The sequence below is a fragment of the Psychroflexus gondwanensis ACAM 44 genome (assembly GCF_000355905.1).
Taxonomy (GTDB): Bacteria; Bacteroidota; Bacteroidia; order Flavobacteriales; family Flavobacteriaceae; genus Psychroflexus; species Psychroflexus gondwanensis.
The window spans coordinates 164,312-183,053 of the sequence record NZ_APLF01000002.1 but is presented as its reverse complement, the minus strand read 5'-3'; the positions used below and the strand labels follow the sequence as shown (position 1 = coordinate 183,053).

Genomic DNA, 18,742 nt, shown 5'->3' with positions numbered 1-18,742 from the left:
ATGTGTATAAGCAATGGCTTGTCCTCGCTTACTTGGAAAATCCTGCGGATTTTCCTCTGGCAAGTACCTGTTTGCAATTGTCCGTGCCAAACCACGCCACTGCTCATACACCAAACGTTAGCCACCATTTGAAAAAAACAACATTCTACATATCATTCATAATTCTGATTCTGAATTTCAGTTGCAAAACGGACAATAAATTTGACTTGAAAAAGTTGGAGGAATTGGACGCTCAAAAAACGACTGAATTAATAACACAGATTTTAAAAGAAGAAAGCAACGGATATTTAATGTCGAGTTGCATAACAGAAAAACCAAGAGCAGTTTCGCATCCAATGGTTTCGAATTTTAATGACTATGTAAAGGATAATTTAAATATAACAGATACTGTTCATTTAAAGACTCAATCAAGACTATACAAAAAATTTAAAATTACAGCGGATTTAGTTCCTAACAAGAATATTTTAACCCAAAAACAGTTTGAGGAATTTGAACAAAAATCGGAAAATGGTGGATTTCGATTTTGGGATTGGCTTGATACGAATTGCGAAAATGGATTTTGCTCGATAAGCAAACCGATATTTAATGAAACATTTGATTTAGCATATGTGCAAATCGGAACAGTTTGCGGAGGATTATGTGGTGGCGGAGAAGAAAGAATTTACGAACTTGTCAACGGAAAATGGATTGAAAAAGAAAGCCTCGGAAGTTGGGTAAGCTGAACGGAAAAAACGGTGGCCAATAACTAAGCATATGGCGTGCCGATAGGCCAAAGCTATATGATTTGTTGACTGATCCGGGATTGCTGGTAAGGGGGAATTCGATGAGTAGGCAAGAACCTTACAAGAGGATAAGGTTGTTTTTAGAGTGCTTTGCATCCCTTTTTATTCAGTTGGTTATCTAAATTAAGGTACTTTTTAGGGAAATCACTCTTTTTTTGTGTGAGAATCTGCTATTTTTTATCAGTTTCCTTTAGTTTGGGCATTAGTAAGTCAAGGCTCTTTTTAGAACCGTTTTTTTTAATGTTTGTATTCCAGTTTATCCTTTATAATTTGTTTGTAATCCTTTGGAGGACCACGACTATCAAAGGTAAAAAGTGTGATCAATGTCTCTTTTTTACAACTCGGACAACAGCGATGGAGAGACTTCTCTTGAACGGCAAAGGTTATTATGTGAGCCAAGTTTTTATCTCTTAATTGCAATTGTAATAACGGTAACTTCTCTTTTTTCCAACTGCTGCTCAAAAACCCATAATGCCTTATTCGAGTAAAGCCTTTGGGAAGAATATGGAGCTGAAAACGCCGTATAAACTCCCTAGTGGAGAGTGTTAGTGTGGTTTTTTGCCCACCTTTTCTATAGTCTTTTAAACTAAATGTAATCCTCCTTTTTTCTTTATCAATCGACAAAATACGGTGATTACTTATCGCTATTTTATTTGCCCCGTTACAAATTTAAATTGCCTTCAGGTGATAATTTGTAACGGGGTGAATGTACCTACCTAAATATTCAATCACATGTTCTGGTTTTCCAAAAGGAGTTTTGGCATACACCACCCACTCTTTTTTAAACAACTTATCATATAAAGATTGTGGTAATTGGGGAAGTGCCTTTCGTAATTTGGACACAAAACGACCTCTAAATTTATCACTCATCGCCTCTACTGAAAATAGAAAATCATCTTTTGCTGTTCCTTTTTTCCAGAATCCTGCCTCACAAACACCTCCCCCTGGAACAATACAGTGCAAATGCGGGTGTAATTGCAAATTCTGACCCCAAGTGTGTAGCACGGCAATCATCCCCAGTTTTGCACCTAGATGTTTGGGATTGTGTCCAAAGGCAGAGAGGGTTTCCCAGGCGCTATCAAATAAGATTTTATATAGCACTTTGGGATAAGGTATTGCCACAGAATTGAGATGGTCTGGGAGTGTAAAAACAACATGAAAATAAGGCACAGGAAGGAGTTCTTGCGTTCTTGCAGCAACCCATTGATGCTGCTTATGTCCTTGGCAAGTAGGACAATGCCTATTGCGACAGGAATTGAATTGCAAATGGAGTTTCTTGCAATTCATACACCAATCTAAATGTCCACCAAGAGCTTTAGTGCGGCATTTTCTTATCGCATGCAAAGCGCGCTGATTCCAACTGGTATGGGCTATTTCTTGTAGATGATCTACCTCTAGATTCAATACATCTGCTACTCTATGTTTGGGTTGCATTAGCTTGCAAACAAGGTATCCAGGGGACTGAATTTCACTGAACTTCCAGAATTGGACACTTGCAAATACACAATGGTGGTTTCTATATGAGCGTGCCCTAAAAGCTCTTTTAAACACATAATATTAAGCCCATCTTCTAGTAAATGGGTGGCGTAGGAATGTCTAAGTGTGTGGGCGGTAAACTTCTTTTGTGTGTTTACCTTAGGACGACATTCTTTAATAACCCATTGGAGAGCTCTTGTGGTGAGCGGTCCTGGCAGACCATCTGTGGTCTTCTGACTATTAAAAACATGTTTTACAGGATTTTCTGTTTTAAAATATTTTTGTAAGCCTCTAATTAAATGAGCACTCAAAGGAACGTAGCGGTCTATTTTTCCTTTCTGTTTTTTTACAAATACCGTTTTACGCTCGAAGTCAATATCAGCCTGCAACAAATTACAAAGCTCATAACTGCGCAATCCGCAGCCGTAAAGCATAGCTAACATCAATTGATGTTTTAGGTATTTAGGAGCTTTTAATAACTCGCGAATTTCCTTTTTGTTGAGCACAATGGGAAGATCATTCTGCCTTTTTATTTGTGGAAGCTGGATGCGCTTTTTATCCATTCCCATCACCTTGTAAGCAGATCGAAGACCATAGACGGTGTGTTTAAAAAAGCTTTCGGAAGGCGTGTTGTGTAGGTTCTGGCAGTGGAATAAGTAGTCGTTGATCTCTTCTTCACTAAGGTGGACTGGGCTGGATTTATAGTAAATAGCCAAGTGAGCAAGGCAGCGCAAGTAATTGTTTAAGGTGCTTTTTGCTTTACCATTGATGGCAAAGCTTTTTTCTAAAGTAAGGGCAAGTTCTTTAAAGTCGGGAACTTGGTCTAAGGCCGTTTCTAAAATCGTTTTGACTTTTTTTTAAATACATCTTCTTATAGTTTTTGTGAACTAAGTAAGTTAATGTATTTTTATAACTAACTAAAAAGCTTCCGAGGTACGAGGATTAGTTCAACAAAACCTATAAGCAATAGCGCCCTTTGGGTCGCTACTGCTCATAGCTAAACCGTTGTACAACATTTTGAAATCGAAAAAAATCATTTATCCAAATTAATATATTTACGTGAGAGATTTTCCGAATTCATTTGACAGTTTTTTAAAAAAGCATAATCTTAGTAATGACGTATCTAAATCGGCTTTTTTTAAATTAGTCAAAGAAGATGTTATACTAAGAAACGACTTCGCCTATCTTTCGTTAATAGATGATTTAGAAATTTTTTTTGATTATAAATTAATATTGGATAAAAAAATTGACCACTACTTTCCAAAGAGAGGTCGGCACAAAAAATGGAAAAGATTTCAAGAATCATCAAAATTAATTATTGCAGATTTAACAGGTAATAAAATTAAGTCATTAATTTTTTTTGTGATGTTTTTTATTATGCTCTTTCTCTTAGTTGATTTTATGATTAATACACGTGATTTATTCGCATTTGCTATTATGCATCCTGGAACTTTTACAATTCCATTACTACTAATCATATTTAGTATAATAGGATTAAATCAAATAGTCAAGAAAATAGGACTTAACAAACGTTTTCCATTAAATTATAGAGACGAAACTATGAAAGGTCTTGCTTTTAAAATATTAACTGATAACAGAAATAATATTAAATATGATTTCGAAAATTTTTATGATGACAAGTTTGAGTTACTCAAAAAAGCCCAAATGAATAGAGAATTAGAATGAATTTCAAAAAATAAAAGTTACGCTGGATAAAACGTTGTACAATAACTAAGCATATGGCGTGCCGATAGGCCAACACTTCGACAGGCTCAGTGGAGTCCGCTATATGATTTGTTGACTGATCCGGGATTGCTGGTAAGGGGGAATTCGATGAGTAGGCAAGAACCTTACAAGAGGAGAAGGTTGTTTTTAGAGTGCTTTGCATCTCTTTTTATTCAGTTGCTTATCTAAATTAAGGTGCTTTTTAGGGAAATCACTCTTTTTTTGTGTGAGAATCTGCTGTTTTTTATCAGTTTCCTTCAGTTTGGGCATTAGTAAGTCAAGGCTCTTTTTAGAACCGTTTTTTTTAATGTTTGTATTCCAGTATTTTATCCTTTATAATTTGTTTGTAATCCTTTGGTGGACCACGACTGTCGCTGTTTCTGCTACTGCAAGAAAATTAGCTACCATACTTTGGAATATGCTCTACAAAAATCAACACTACAATCCTCCTACTGTTTATGAATATCTTGACCAAAAAAGGAATAGAAAGGTCATAGAACTTCAAAAACAAATTGCTAATTTAGATGCAAGAATGAGTGACATTAAGCCTGCCTAAATACCAGTAAAAACAAGGCGTGAACAAAACGTTACTCAGAACTATGACCCATCCTGAATAATAGCATTTAATTAATTTATTCTCGTTTATCCTTTTTAAGTCTTTCATCAATAGGTAATTTAATGAACTCAATAATTTCTACTTTCCCGAATTCTATATACAAAGGATTTAAGATAATATTTGATTCTAATCCAATAATAGTAGATGGTACACGTAATGCAAAAACATTTCGATCTTTTGCTAAATCTGTAAAAATCTCTGTTGTTTTAGAAGAATATGGGTGCTGATTCCATCTTTCTGGAAGCTCTTTTAATTCCTTTACTACGAAATCATCTGGAAATTGAATTTTCGCAATTAATATTTCTTTAGGCAAATATGCAATGTTTTCAGAGTGAACATAATACTCTAACAATGCTAATGAAATATTTTCTGAACAATAAACAGCTCGTGTTCCAACTTCGTTCCATCTACCACCAACCTTTTCAGCCCCTATTCCCGATAGTGTTAAATCTTTATATTTAACATTAGCTACTCTATATACAATCATTAGCTATACACGTTATACTGAATTCTGGTAATTTCGCTTTCAACTATTTCAAAACCAAAACTACTATCAAGTAGTTCAAATGGAATTTTATTACCAAGAGTCCTTGATGGAGTCATTAACCATTTCTTAAAGTCTTCTTTAGAATCAAAGACTTCATAACCTAATCCGAATAATCTCGCCAACTCGTAAATTCGTTCTGAAGTTTCCTTTCCATAAACAGTTTTCTTTTGCATACTACTAATAGATGCTGGAAGTATATGTTCAAACTCTTTTTCTGTAGAATCTATGTAATGTATTAACTGCTTCCAATCTGTCTTTTTAACACCTTCTCTGATACGACCTATTAATTCCATTTTAAATCCTGGAGCATCTTTAGAATGCTCAGCAACCCAAGAGGGTGAGAATTTAGTAGGATTAATTGGATTCCTTTCTTTTCTAGCAACTTTAGCTTTTACTACACCTTTCTTTTTATTTGAATCTTCTGATTTTACCTTTACATTCATGATTGTATTTTTACATTTATATCATTGTAAATATACAATAATATTTATTGTTTCGAATTTAATTGGAATAAAAAAATATTGAATAAAATATAATTACTGCCAATAACTAAGCAAATGGAGTGCCGATAGGCCAACACTTCAACTGGCTTAGCGGAGTCCACTATATGATTTGTTGACTGATCCAGGATTGCTAGTAAAGGGGAAATCGACGATTAGGCATAGACCTTAAAAAAGGATAAGGTCGGTTTTACATCAAATTAGCCACTGTTTTTCTTTGATGGTCACTTGAAGCAACTGTTTTTTGGGTTCGTTTGTTTCTTTTTATGCAAGTTTCACTTGATATTACCCTTTTCCCTTCAGTTTGGGCATTACTCTGCTAATTCTCTTTTAGAACCGTTTTTTAACCAATGGAGAATTCCATACTTTAAAGGATTTATCTGATAATTTACCAGCATCAGAGCCCGAAATAATTAAGATTATAGGGAAAGTGACTCTTCATCCAAGACTAAGAGCACTTCAAAAGAAAGGACATCTAGAATAATTTGAACACTAGAAATTTTTTTAAAAATTGGTTGATGCTGCTATTTTGTCTTACTATCGAACGAACTTTATTAGTTGCTATTTAACCCTTTTGCCAATTATAGAGGGCATAATAATCCGATGGATGGGGTATACTTATCCAGATACAATACCAGAATTTGAAGACGTTAGAAAATTCTTTAAAAGGGCTGCTCAACGACAACCTTGCCCACATAATATTCTTTTTCATATTATCTACGTTTAAGCTTGAAATAAAATAATGGATGAACATTTTTACAAACTAACTCCAAACGAGAATTGATGGGCGAACTTTAATAGACATGTTGCTTCTCATCTACTAAATGATGAACAGTTTGGGACAGAAGATAATTGTATTCGTTTGTTTTATTAAATACAATGACTGAAATTTTTCTTCACGAAAAACGAATCAATGACCCAAGATTTAGTGAGAAATGACCAAATAGCAGAGGATATTGAATTGTTTGGAACAGTCATTTTGGATAATACTAATAAAACTCCTGAGCAAATTATTTTCGGAACTGACTTATCTGACTTGACAAATTGTAAAAAAGGTGCTAAAAAAACCTATACTTAATGCAGGTTTTGGTGGTAAATTGAAAGTTTTGAGCAATTAATAAAATCTATTTACAACATCACATAACAAAAATATCGAAATTCGTATTGCAGCGAGAGTTTAGCCCAACCACCCGTCACGATCTAAGCTCCTATACTGTATCGCCTCAGAAATATGTGTTCCTGTGACATCCGTTGAGCCTTCTAGATCGGCTATGGTTCTCGCTACCTTCAAAATCCTGTCGTAAGCCCGAGCAGAAAGGTTAAGTTTTTCCATCGCCGCTTTTAAAAGTGCTTTAGAAGACTCTTCAAGTTTACAAAAGGTTTTAATGTGTTTCACATTCATTTGAGCATTATAATGCACCAATTCAAAATCCTTAAAACGTTCCGTTTGAAACTCTCTGGCTTTTGTCACTCGATCACGAATATCAACGCTGCTTTCCCCTCTGCGTTCATCGCTAAGCTTATCAAAAGGCACCGGAGTCACTTCTATATGAATATCGATTCTGTCTAAAAGTGGACCGCTAATTTTCCCGAGATAGCGTTGCATTTCTGCTGGCGAAGAAGTCACCGGAGCATCTGGATCGTTGAAATAACCGCTTGGACTAGGATTCATACTCGCGACAAGCATAAAACTAGAGGGATAGGTGACAGTGAATTTTGCTCTAGAAATGGTGACTTCGCGATCTTCTAGAGGTTGCCGCATCACTTCCAAAACTGTTCTTTTGAACTCAGGAAGCTCATCCAAAAATAAAATGCCATTATGTGCTAAAGAAATTTCACCAGGTTGAGGGTAAGCTCCTCCACCAACTAAAGCTACGTCGGATATCGTATGGTGTGGACTTCTAAAAGGCCGTTCTGCCATAAGGCCTACATTTTCTTTTACACGACCTACCACTGAATGTATTTTGGTTGTTTCAAGAGCTTCTTGTAAACTCATTGGTGGAAGAATGCTAGGTAAGCGTTTTGCCAGCATGGTTTTACCAGATCCTGGCGGGCCTACCATAATAATATTGTGCCCTCCAGCTGCCGCAATTTCCATACACCGCTTTATGGATTCTTGCCCCTTAACATCTGCAAAATCATATTCTGGATGAGCTAGGTTATTATAAAAGATTTCTCTGGTATTTATTTTTGTTGGCTCTAAGGCTTCGTCTTTGTCAAAGAAATTAATGACTTCACTTATGCTTTCGACGCCATATACCTTCAGATCATCTACAATGGCAGCTTCTTTGGCATTCTGTTTTGGTAGAATAAAACCCTTAAAGCCTTCTTGTTTTGCTTTTATAGCAATAGGCAAAGCTCCTCTAATGGGCTGTAAACTCCCATCTAGAGACAATTCTCCCATAATAATATAATTGCCAATCTCCTCAGATTTAATTTGATTGGAAGCAGAAAGAATTCCTAAAGCCAAAGTTAGATCATAAGCAGACCCTTCTTTTCGCATGTCTGCTGGCGCCATATTAACAATGATTTTCTTCCCAGGAAACTTAAAGCCTGTATTTTTGAGAGCCGCCTGGATTCTAAAACTACTTTCACGTATGGCGTTGTCCGGAAGGCCAACGAGATGATAGCCTATCCCCTTTTCCATATTAATCTCAACGGTAATTATTTCAGCATCTACTCCAAAAACCGAACTTCCAAAGACTTTGACCAGCATAATACATAGATTAAGAGTTAGTTAACTAAAAATATGCTTTTTTAAAAACATATCATCTTTTTGCTGTGGTTTTTAAATGTTTAAATAAAGATTTCCAAATTATCTTAAATAAAAAAACCCGAAATGAAAGCATTTCGGATCTAGTTAAAACTATAAAGTACAACCTAAGCCTTAAAGTGCTTTAATAAGGCATTAGTAGAAGCATCATGGGAGCCTTCTATAGTCGAAGACTGGATGTCTTTCAAGGTATTTTTGGCTAATTGTTTTCCTAGTTCCACTCCCCACTGGTCGTAGCTGAATATATTCCAGACAACACCTTGAACAAAAATTTTATGCTCATACATCGCTACCAGTTTACCTAGTGACTTTGGAGTTAACTTATCCATTAGAATTGAAGTCGTAGGTTTATTGCCTTCAAAAACCTTAAAAGGGAGTAGCTTTTGAATATCATTTTCCTTCATACCTTGGTCTTGAAGCTCTTTGGTTACTTCTTCTTTAGATTTTCCAATCATCAATGCTTCTGTTTGGGCAAAATAATTGGCCATCAAAATATCATGATGCTCTTTGTTCCCATGTAATGGAATTTTATATCCAATAAAGTCTGATGGAATCAACTTGGTTCCTTGATGAATTAACTGAAAAAACGCGTGTTGAGAATTTGTTCCCGGTTCACCCCAAACAAGTGTACCCGTTTGATAAGTCGTTTTCTGTCCAGTTCTATCCACGCTTTTACCATTACTTTCCATAGAAGCTTGTTGCAGATACGGAGCTAGTTTTTGTAAGTATTGGGTGTACGGAATGACAGCTTCACTTTCAGCTTTCAAAAAGTTATTGTACCAGATACCCAGTAAAGCAAGTATAACTGGAATATTAGTCTTGAAATCTGTGGTCTTGAAATGTAGATCCATCTCTTCAGCACCCTCCAAAAGCTCTTGAAAATGTTTTGAACCAAGACTAACTGCTATCGATAGACCCGCAGCACTCCACAGAGAAAACCTTCCTCCAACCCAATCGTACATCGGGAATATATTGTCTTTATCTATTCCAAAGTTTTCAACTGCTTTTATATTGGTAGACACTGCTACAAAATTATGCTTAACATCTTCTTGGGAGGCTGACTTCAAAAACCAGTCTCTTACAGTATTAGCATTCGTAAGAGTTTCTTGTGTTGTAAAGGATTTTGAAACAATAAGAAAAAGTGTTGTTTTAGGATTTAGAACTTTTAAGGTTTCCATCACGTGATCTCCATCCACATTGGAAATAAAGTGGGGTTTTATATCCTTTTGATAGTAGGCTAAAGCATCTACAATCATCTGTGGACCTAAGTCTGAACCACCGATACCAATATTGACAACATCTGTAAACCTATCTCCACTAAAAGATACGCGTTCACCTGAATTTACCTGATCTGCAAATTCTTTAATTTTAGACAATACCTCTTGTACATCTCCAAAAACATCTTTACCATCAACCTGAGCCGAGTTATTTTTAGAGGCTCTTAAAGCAGTATGTAATACCGCTCTGCCTTCGGTTTGATTAATGAGGTCTCCTTCAAAATAACTGTTGATAGCCTCATCCAAACCAGCCTCTTTTGCTAAGTTTAATAAGTGATCTAGAACCTCTATATCAATTAGGTTTTTGGAATAATCAACTAAAAAATCATCAGAATGAATCGATAAATCTTTGAATCTATGAGAGTTTGAAGAAAATAGTGACTTCAAATCATAATCTTTTTTAGAAAGAGTCTCTAAAGCTTTCCAGTGTTTTGAATCTAAAGGAGACTTAGTATGTAGTGGCATTTATTTAACTTTTAAAACATTTTTTTTATAATGAGAGATAAGACCTTCGATAGGTCTTCTGATGACGTTTCCTATGTTTAAATGATACCGTTTAGCAACATCGCGAATAATATCCTCAGAAAAGAAAGCGATCGAGCCTATAAAATGGATAGGGACATTTTGAGCTTGTTTAAAACACATCACTCTGCGCTCAATAAATTTTTCCATCCCTTCGTAAATCAACTTATAAAAATAGCCGTTCCGTTCTTGTGCTGTAAAAATAAATTCAGCAAAAGACGCTAAATACGTATTAGGGTTTTCCTCTTTGTAAACATTTCGTTTTATAGTATCCGCTGAGAGATCATAGCGTTTGGCAAACTCTTGACTCATATCTTCTCCCATCGTCTTATAATAGTAATCGCGTATTAAACGTTTACCAAAATAATTGCCGCTGGCCTCGTCCATCAAGACGTAGCCAAGTGATTCCACTTCCATGTGAACCTTCTTACCATCAAAAAAACAAGAATTGGATCCAGTTCCTAAAATACAGACGATACCAGGCTCTGTAGTAGCTGCTAATGCAGCAGCAACCATGTCTTCATCGACATTCACCTCAGCAACATTGAAATAATCTTCTAAAATCTTTTTTAAATTTTTTGTAGGTGTAGGAGTTCCACAACCTGCTCCATAAAAATCAACTCTACTTACTTTAGGAATAATTCGCTTTAGCTCATCATTTTCTTGTAAGCGAGACTTTAAAATTTCGGGTTTAAAAACAGCAGGATTTAATCCTTTAGTTCTAGTTTTGGTTACAACTTCTCCTTCATCATCTAATAAAATCCAATCACACTTTGTAGATCCACCATCAGCAATAAGTATCATAGTCTTATATATTAAAAAAGCTTGAACAGTAATCTATTCAAGCTTTTAGAGATTAATTATAAATTAAACTTTAGCGATATGAACTGCTAAATCAATCATTTTTGCTGAGAATCCCCATTCATTATCGTACCAAGCAATAAGCTTAAAGAAATTATCATTAAGAGCAATACCCGCATTCGCATCGAAGTTGCAGATACCCGAATGAGATACGAAATCTTGAGATACAACTTCGTCTTCTGTATAAGTTAAAATTCCTTTCAAATCTCCTTCAGAAGCCTTTTTCATTGCAGCTTTCACCTCTTCATAAGAGACCGATTTTTCTGTTCTAACCGTTAAATCTACTACAGAAACATCTGCTGTTGGAACTCTAAAAGCCATTCCTGTAAGTTTACCTTTTAATGCAGGTATAACCTTAGTCACTGCTACTGCTGCACCAGTACTCGTTGGAATAATGTTATTCATAGCACTTCTACCAACACGGTAATTTTTGGCAGATGGAGAATCTACTGTAAACTGTGTTGAAGTTGCTGCGTGAACTGTTGTCATTAAGCCTTCTACAATTCCGAAATTGTCATTGATTACTTTCGCCAAAGGAGCTAAGCAATTCGTTGTACAAGAAGCGTTAGACACAACCGTATCTTCAGCTTTTGCATCTTTATGATTCACCCCCATTACAAACATAGGAGTATCTTTAGTAGGAGCTGAAATCACTACCTTCTTAGCACCTGCTTCAATGTGAGCAGCAGCTGAAGCTTTATTATTAAAAATTCCTGTACACTCCATTATAACTTCTGCACCAACAGCATCCCATTTCAATTGCTTTGGATCTTTTTCAGACGTAATTCTGACTGTTTTACCATCTACAACTAAATGACCATCTTTAACCTCAACAGATTTGTTGAATCTTCCGTGAACTGAATCGTATTTGAGCATATAAGCTAAATGATCGACATCAAGTAAATCGTTTATTCCTACAATTTCTACATCTTTATTATCCATTGCTATACGAAAAGCAATTCTACCAATACGGCCGAAACCGTTAATACCTATTTTTGTCATAATTATTGAATTTTAAGGTTTATTATATTAAGAGGATACAATATCTGAAACTCTTATTAAATCTTTATCTAATTCTTTTTTAATGTTAATAGCGGTTTCAAAAGGAACATACACTATCTTTTTGTGTTCTATGCCTACCATAATATTGGAGTATCCTTCCAGTAGTGCATCTACAGCTCCTACGCCTAATCGGCTAGCTAGAACTCTATCGAAACAACTTGGAGAACCTCCACGTTGGATATGACCAAGCACAGTTACTTTTACTTCGTAATCCGGAAGCCTGGTTTGGATAGAATCTGCCACCTCAGCAATATTTTTACCAATTTGGTCTCCTTCAGAGACGACTACAATGCTAGACGTTTTACCTGCTTTACGGCTTTTATCAAGAGATTCCAACAAACGCTCTATGCCCATGTCTTCTTCAGGAATTAGTATTTCTTCTGCGCCAGCACCTATCCCACTATTTAAGGCGATATCTCCAGCATCTCTCCCCATAACTTCTACCAAAAATAAGCGATCGTGAGAACTTGCTGTATCTCGAATTTTATCTATGGCTTCCACCACTGTATTTAGGGCGGTATCATACCCTATAGTATAATCGGTTCCATTGATGTCGTTATCTATGGTTCCAGGTATACCAATAATAGGGATATCGAATTCTTTACTAAAAATAGAAGCCCCCTTAAAGGTTCCATCACCCCCTATAACCACAAGAGCATCTACATCTCTAGCCATTAAGTTATCGTAGGCTTTTTGCCGACCTTCTTTGGTCATAAACCCTTTGGAACGAGCGGACTTGAGAAAAGTACCACCTCTATTAATGGTGTTTTTGACATCCCTTGGACCTAATTCGATAAACTCGTTTTCAATTAAGCCTTGGTAACCTCTATAAACACCATCACATTTGAGACCTGAATAAGCAGCGTTTCTTACAACTGCTCTTATGGCTGCGTTCATCCCAGGAGAATCACCACCGGATGTTAAAACAGCTATTTTAGTTAATTTTTTACTCATTTTTTCAAATATATTTTAAATATAAGATTCTCACTAATTTAGTTATCGACTAAAACGATTTCGAATGGTAAACATTATTAAAATTTTATATAATATAGTCAATTTTTACTTAGATAATAAAATTTTATATTCCCAAGCTTCAAAATTGTGAATTTCATCAGGGTTTAAGTTCAAATTATTTGAGGACTCATAATTTACAAAATTTCCAGAAACTGAAAGCTTAAATTCTTGCTTCTTGTTCGAAAAGTTAGCTATAAATAGTAACGTATCCTCATCCTTCTCTCTTTGGAAGGCTAGAATATGTTCATCGTTTGAAGTCGATAGTCGTTTGTAAGAAGCGGCATTCTTAGCTCCATGCATAGCTTTTCGATTGTTTTTTAAGGCTCCTAGCTTTTCTAAGGTTTTCCAGGTTTCTCCTTTAGTTTTGGGAATAGTGTCTTTTTCAAAAAACTTTAATCTGTGATTCATACCATATTCCTGTCCGCTGTATATTAAGGGCATACCCGGCAAGGCATAGGTGAACGCTAACATGGTTTCTGAAGCTTCTCCCAATCGTTCCTCAACGGTGCCATTCCAAGAATTCTCGTCATGGTTTGTTATAAAATTCATCAAATAATCATCATTTTGATAAGTCGTATCAATTTTGGCCATGTAATCATCCCAATTCTTCACCGACATTTTACCTTGAGCGATTTCATTTATAATATGGTGACCTTCCCAATTATAACCCATATCAAAGGCTTCGTAGAACAAATCTTTATCTTCACTTTCAGCTAACATAAATACTGGCTTTTCTTTCTTTAATTCTGGAACGACATAATTCCAAAAATCTGTAGTGACATTACCCGCTACATCACATCGAAAACCATCTATATTTTTTTCTTTTACCCAGTATAGCATTTCATCCTTCATCGCTGTCCAAAGCGAATCGCTTTCATAATTCAGATGAGCTACATCTGTCCATCCCCAAGATTCACCTGTATCTGGGTTAATGGGATCGGTGACATTACCCTCTTTATCTTTATGATAATAGTCTGGGTGTTTTTCTATCCATTCATGGTCCCAACCAGTGTGGTTCGCCACCCAATCTAGGATAACGTACATACCGTTTTCATGAGCAGTGTCTACCAACTTATCAAAATCCTCTGAGGTCCCAAACTCAGGGTTGACAGCGGTATAATCTGAAATAGCATAATAGCTACCCAGGTACTTTTCCTTTTCTTTAGGATCCTCAATATCTTCAATCGATAAATCTGCAGTAGCTTTCCTATTTTTCATAGAGATAGGATAAATAGGCATTAGCCAAATCACCTTTACGCCCAATTCTTTAAGCTGGGGAATATCTTTTGTAAAAGCTTCAAAGGTTCCTTCGGGTGAATATTGACGAATATTAGCTTCATAAATCACAGCGGATTCTAGAATTTCATTAGAAATTGGCTCTAAAGCCTTAGACTCTACCTCTTTCTTTTCTTTTTTTTGCTGACAAGAAGCTAGCACTAATATTGATAATAGCACTAGACTTGCGTATTGGATTATTTTCATTTTATCGAGTTTTAGGTTTATAATTTTATTTAGTGATGCAAAAGTATTTTTCTTTTATTCTGAATTTAATAAAGCTTGCTTAGAGCTTTGCACTAAAAACAGAAAGCCCAGGTGTCAATTGAAGTTCTTTTTTCCAGGTAAAATCAGTTTCACCCAAAATATCTTGAAATAAAGTATCCTGAAGATCTAACTCCTCAAATACATTTAAGTCTATAGTAGTTTTACTCTCATTGGTATTTAGAAATACGGCCACCACTTCATTTTCATGAATTCTGAATAATGGATAAATGCCATTGGAAGGTGCAAAATGAACCATTTCCCCCTCCAAAATAGCCTCTGACGTTTTTCTGAAATTCAATACGTTTTTTAAAAACAATTGAAAGTTTGCTTTTTCACTACTAAGGTTTTGACCCGTAAATGCATTCACTTCATCTCCGGCCCAGCCGCCAGGAAAATCAGTTCGTATTAACCCATGATCACCAGGGTTTTCTGAATTCTCCATTAAAATTTCAGTGCCATAATAGATTTGAGGTGTTCTAGGTAAAGTCAACATAAGTCCCAATGCCATTTTGGTTTTATCAATGTCTTCTTGTAACTGAGTAAAAATTCTGTCCATATCATGGTTATCGGCGAAAATCATAATATCCTTAGGCTCTGCATAGTAAAAATCGTTGGCTAAACCTTCATAGATTTTCATCAAACCACTCCCCCAACCCTTGCTATCATCATTTAAGGCCTGCACGATTTTCATCTGCATAGGAAAATCCATTGTAGATCTTAAGTTGGATTTGTAACCGTCTTTATTTTTTGCTCCATCCTGCCAATATCCTACGAGTAATTGGTCTGTCGTCCATTCCTCTCCAACTATATTGAAATTGGGATACTCTTCCATAATAGCTCCTGCCCAATTGGACATAAAGGCTTTATTTGGATACGGATAGGTGTCTTGGCGAATCCCATGTAAACCTAAAGTTTCAACCCACCAAATACTGTTTTGAATGATGTAGGATGCTAAAAATGGATTCCGCTGATTCAAATCGGGCATAGTTGGTACAAACCAACCTTCGTGCATAATTTTAGAATCCAATTCTGAAGCATATGGATCTTGATTGGTGGATCTCCGATGATTGGAGTTTGGTATGTTTTGACCAGATTCATAAAGTTCCTGATAGTTGAGCCAATCCTTGAAGGGTAAATCTTTCATCCACCAATGTTCACTTCCACAGTGGTTGGCAATCATATCCATGATAAGACCAACTCCTTGTTCAGAGGCTTTTTGAGATAACTCTTTATATAAATCCAAAGTTCCAAATCGGGGATCTACTTCATAAAAATCGGTAATCGCATAACCATGATAGGAAGAGGAGTTCATATCGTTGGTTAACACTGGGCTAGACCATATACTGGTAAATCCCATTTCCGAAATATAATCCAGATGATCTATAATTCCTTGTATATCTCCACCATGTCTTGCATAGTCATTATCGCGATTCATTTTGGCTTCTTTAAGCCCTTTTACAACATCATTACTTGGATCACCATTAGCAAATCGATCTGGAGTGATCAAATACACTGCATCTGTATGGTTAAAACCTACATACTCTTCTGCTGATTTTTCTCTTTGCTTTAACTCGTAAATGAACTTCAAGTTCTTTTTCCCTTTTCTATTGAAGTTGATAGTGAATGCTCCCGCCTTTGCTTCTTCTGAAATAGTTACATCTAAAAATAAGTAATTTGGGCTATCTGCTTTATGAACTTTTACCAATTCAATTCCGGCGTAATTCAACTCAGGCTGATAACTTGAGATATCCTCTGCATGAACCAAAAGTTGCAAATCATTTGTTTGCATGCCAACCCACCAATTAGGGGGTTCAATTTTTAAATCTTGTGCATTGAGTTCCACTGAAAACAAATTCAGAAGAAAAAAACATCCCAAAGTAAATACTGATAGTTTTAAAAAACTCCTATGTTTCATATCTAAAATTTATTGTTCCATTATACTAATCGCAAAACCACCGCCAGGTGCAGAATTCACCTTCAAAGTAGATTTATAAGTCACTTTCTTTTTAGAAATTGTATAGGCCTGCGGGTTTGTTTTATAATGAGCATCTTTAGCGTCGGCATAAATGGTAGCTTCATAAGTTTTCCCTTTCTCTAGGAAATCCAACTTCAATACAGTTGACCTAGGAGTAATTCCATTCACATTTCCAACAAACCAATTGTTTTCACCTTTTGCCTTTCTGGCCACAGTGACATATTCGCCTGGTTCTGCTTCCAGATAATGACTTTCATCCCAGTCTAAAGCAACGTCCTTTATGAACTGAAAAGCATCCAAAAAACGATTGTAGTTTTCTGGTAAATCCGCAGCCATTTGCAATGGACTATACATTGTAACATATAAAGCCAATTGGTTGGCAATAGTCGCATTGACGTGTGAATTATTATCAGGGTTTAACTTGCTGATGTCCATTTCGAAAATTCCTGGGGTATAATCCATAGGACCTCCAATTAATCTAGTGAAAGGTAAAATTGTAACATGATTGGGTTTTGAGCCTCCGAAGGCTTGAAATTCAGTCCCTCTTGCAGATTCGTTTCCAATTAAATTAGGATAAGTTCTGCTCAGCCCTGTAGGCCTTACGGCTTCATGAGCATTTACCATGATTTTATAATCTGCGGCCTTTTTCACGGCATATAAAAAGTGATTAATAGCCCATTGCCCATAGTGATGTTCGCCTCTTGGAATAATATCCCCAACGTAACCACTCTTTACAGAAGTATAGTTATATCTATTCATGAATTGATAAGCTGTATCGATATGACGCTCGTAATTGCGTATAGCTCCAGAAGTTTCATGATGCATCATCATTTCAATATTTTTGGAAGCGGCATACTTTTGAATCTCTTCGACGTCAAAATCTGGATATGGCGTTACAAAATCGAATACATAGTCTTTAGACTTTCCAAACCAATCTTCCCAACCTTCATTCCAGCCCTCCACAAGCAATGCATCAAAACCGTGCTTTGAAGCAAAATCGATATATCTTTTTACGTTCTCGGTATTAGCAGCATGCTTTCCGTTAGGCTTAGTTTTAGAATAATCCGTTTCTCCTAGTTTTATAGATGGTAGATCGTCCGTATAATTCCAACTGCTTTTTCCTGTGATCATTTCCCACCAAACGCCCATATACTTCACTGGTTTTATCCAAGAGGTATCTTCCAGCTGGTTAGGTTCATTTAGATTCAAAGTCATATTGGACGCTAAAATATCTGTTGCATCATCACTCACTATTATAGTTCTCCACGGAGAAACAGCTGGAGCTTGCATGTAGCCTTTATTTCCTATGGCATCTGGAGTTAACCAAGATTTAAATATCATTGAAGATTCATCCAAATTAAGGTTCATGAGGGAATACTCTTTAAGGGCTGCTTCGTGTAAATTGAGATAAAGACCGTCTTTGGTTTTTATCATTAACGACGTTTGTACTCCTGTTTTAGCAAACTGCTCTTGTGAAGCATTTCCCGTAAGTGCGTCATCAAACCTGCTGCTAATTTCTGAAAGTTTAGAGGTGGTGTAATCGTATTCTTGAGAATCGTAATCCCCAGGAATCCAAAACGCCGTATGATCTCCAGTCATGGCAAATTCGGTATGTTCTTCTTTAATCACAAAATACACCAGGTTATCTTGTTGAGGAAATTCATACCTCAAGCCTAAACCTTCATCAAATAACCGAAAACGAATAATGATATGTCGATCTTTTTCTGCTTGTTCCAAAGTGATGGCCAACTCATTATAATGAGTTCTGATTTTGGCTTGCTCTCCCCAAACAGGTGTCCAAGTCTCATCAAATGAATTAGTCTCAACTTTAGAAACTTTAAAACCGTTCCTCAAAGACATCTCTTCATTGACTAACTCCAGGCCTAATTTGCTTTTTGCAATAACTTCCTTTTTTTTATAGTGCAACGTATAGGTAGGTGTTCCATCAGTTAAAAGCTCAAAACTCATTGTCAAGTCTGAGTTTGGCGAATTGAGTTCTTGTCCCGTAGAGGACATTGATACTAACAACACCGCGATTAAAGCAATTGTACTTTTCATAATCATTTGTTT

At 36.0% G+C, this 18,742-nt stretch carries 15 protein-coding genes and 1 pseudogene; 4 read left to right on the top strand and 12 right to left on the bottom strand.

All coding sequences use genetic code 11. The features are described 5' to 3' along the window. Window positions 1-722, top strand: a 722-nt coding sequence (locus PGOND44_RS02135) for a hypothetical protein (RefSeq protein WP_236611955.1), incomplete at its 5' end; no start/stop codon positions are given. Between the two features lie 297 nt (window positions 723-1,019). On the opposite strand, the pseudogene PGOND44_RS02130 reads toward PGOND44_RS02135, so the two are convergent. Together PGOND44_RS02130 and PGOND44_RS02125 are read right to left on the bottom strand one after the other, a co-directional pair. Further along, window positions 1,020-2,216: pseudogene (locus PGOND44_RS02130) on the bottom strand (IS91 family transposase). Further along, a complete protein-coding gene (locus tag PGOND44_RS02125) occupies window positions 2,216-2,992 on the bottom strand; it encodes a tyrosine-type recombinase/integrase (RefSeq protein WP_003435687.1) in 777 nt (258 codons plus the stop codon). Before PGOND44_RS02125 ends, PGOND44_RS02130 begins: the two are co-directional and overlap by 1 nt. Before the next feature lie 325 nt (window positions 2,993-3,317). On the opposite strand from PGOND44_RS02125, the gene PGOND44_RS02120 reads away from it, so the two are divergent. Next, entirely contained in the window at window positions 3,318-3,944 is a 627-nt protein-coding gene (locus tag PGOND44_RS02120) for a hypothetical protein (RefSeq protein ID WP_003435685.1), read from the top strand. 346 nt (window positions 3,945-4,290) lie between these two features. Next, complete coding sequence (locus PGOND44_RS02115; protein WP_040555678.1) at window positions 4,291-4,539, top strand: hypothetical protein; 249 nt, start codon at window positions 4,291-4,293, stop codon at window positions 4,537-4,539. A 76-nt stretch (window positions 4,540-4,615) separates the two neighbouring features. On the opposite strand, the gene PGOND44_RS02110 is transcribed toward PGOND44_RS02115, so the two are convergent. Then, window positions 4,616-5,086 (bottom strand): RES family NAD+ phosphorylase, encoded by a 471-nt coding sequence (locus PGOND44_RS02110; protein WP_003435683.1) that lies wholly within the window; start codon window positions 5,084-5,086, stop codon window positions 4,616-4,618. Further along, complete coding sequence (locus PGOND44_RS02105) at window positions 5,086-5,589, bottom strand: antitoxin Xre/MbcA/ParS toxin-binding domain-containing protein (protein WP_003435679.1); 504 nt, start codon at window positions 5,587-5,589, stop codon at window positions 5,086-5,088. Before PGOND44_RS02105 ends, PGOND44_RS02110 begins: the two co-directional genes overlap by 1 nt. 970 nt (window positions 5,590-6,559) lie before the next feature. Between PGOND44_RS02105 and PGOND44_RS15505 the strand changes: the two genes are divergently transcribed. Continuing rightward, the gene (locus tag PGOND44_RS15505) at window positions 6,560-6,724 is read left to right on the top strand and encodes a hypothetical protein (protein ID WP_155943782.1); all 165 of its coding nucleotides are present in this window, start codon (window positions 6,560-6,562) and stop codon (window positions 6,722-6,724) included. A 99-nt stretch (window positions 6,725-6,823) separates the two neighbouring features. Here the strand turns inward: PGOND44_RS15505 and PGOND44_RS02100 are convergent, their stop codons facing one another. The 8 genes from PGOND44_RS02100 to PGOND44_RS02065 form a co-directional block, all read right to left on the bottom strand. Continuing rightward, window positions 6,824-8,362 (bottom strand): YifB family Mg chelatase-like AAA ATPase, encoded by a 1,539-nt coding sequence (locus PGOND44_RS02100; protein ID WP_003435677.1) that lies wholly within the window; start codon window positions 8,360-8,362, stop codon window positions 6,824-6,826. 164 nt (window positions 8,363-8,526) lie between these two features. Further along, window positions 8,527-10,161, bottom strand: a complete 1,635-nt coding sequence (gene pgi, locus PGOND44_RS02095) for a glucose-6-phosphate isomerase (protein ID WP_003435675.1) — start codon at window positions 10,159-10,161, stop codon at window positions 8,527-8,529. Further along, window positions 10,162-11,022 carry a BadF/BadG/BcrA/BcrD ATPase family protein gene (locus PGOND44_RS02090; protein ID WP_003435672.1) on the bottom strand — a complete coding sequence of 287 codons (861 nt, stop codon included), beginning with the start codon at window positions 11,020-11,022 and terminating at the stop codon, window positions 10,162-10,164. Window positions 11,023-11,085: 63 nt separating this feature from the next. Further along, complete coding sequence (gap, locus tag PGOND44_RS02085) at window positions 11,086-12,081, bottom strand: type I glyceraldehyde-3-phosphate dehydrogenase (RefSeq protein WP_003435670.1); 996 nt, start codon at window positions 12,079-12,081, stop codon at window positions 11,086-11,088. Window positions 12,082-12,108: 27 nt separating this feature from the next. Beyond that, window positions 12,109-13,095, bottom strand: coding sequence for a 6-phosphofructokinase (gene pfkA / locus PGOND44_RS02080; RefSeq protein ID WP_003435667.1), 987 nt, complete (start codon window positions 13,093-13,095; stop codon window positions 12,109-12,111). Window positions 13,096-13,200: 105 nt separating this feature from the next. Continuing rightward, on the bottom strand, window positions 13,201-14,637 hold the full coding sequence (locus PGOND44_RS02075) for an alpha-amylase family glycosyl hydrolase (RefSeq protein ID WP_003435665.1): 1,437 nt from the start codon (window positions 14,635-14,637) through the stop codon (window positions 13,201-13,203). 79 nt (window positions 14,638-14,716) lie between these two features. Further along, a complete protein-coding gene (locus tag PGOND44_RS02070; RefSeq protein WP_003435658.1) occupies window positions 14,717-16,612 on the bottom strand; it encodes a glycoside hydrolase family 13 protein in 1,896 nt (631 codons plus the stop codon). Window positions 16,613-16,621: 9 nt separating this feature from the next. Beyond that, complete coding sequence (locus PGOND44_RS02065; RefSeq protein WP_003435655.1) at window positions 16,622-18,730, bottom strand: glycoside hydrolase family 97 protein; 2,109 nt, start codon at window positions 18,728-18,730, stop codon at window positions 16,622-16,624. Between the last annotated feature and the right edge of the window lie 12 nt (window positions 18,731-18,742).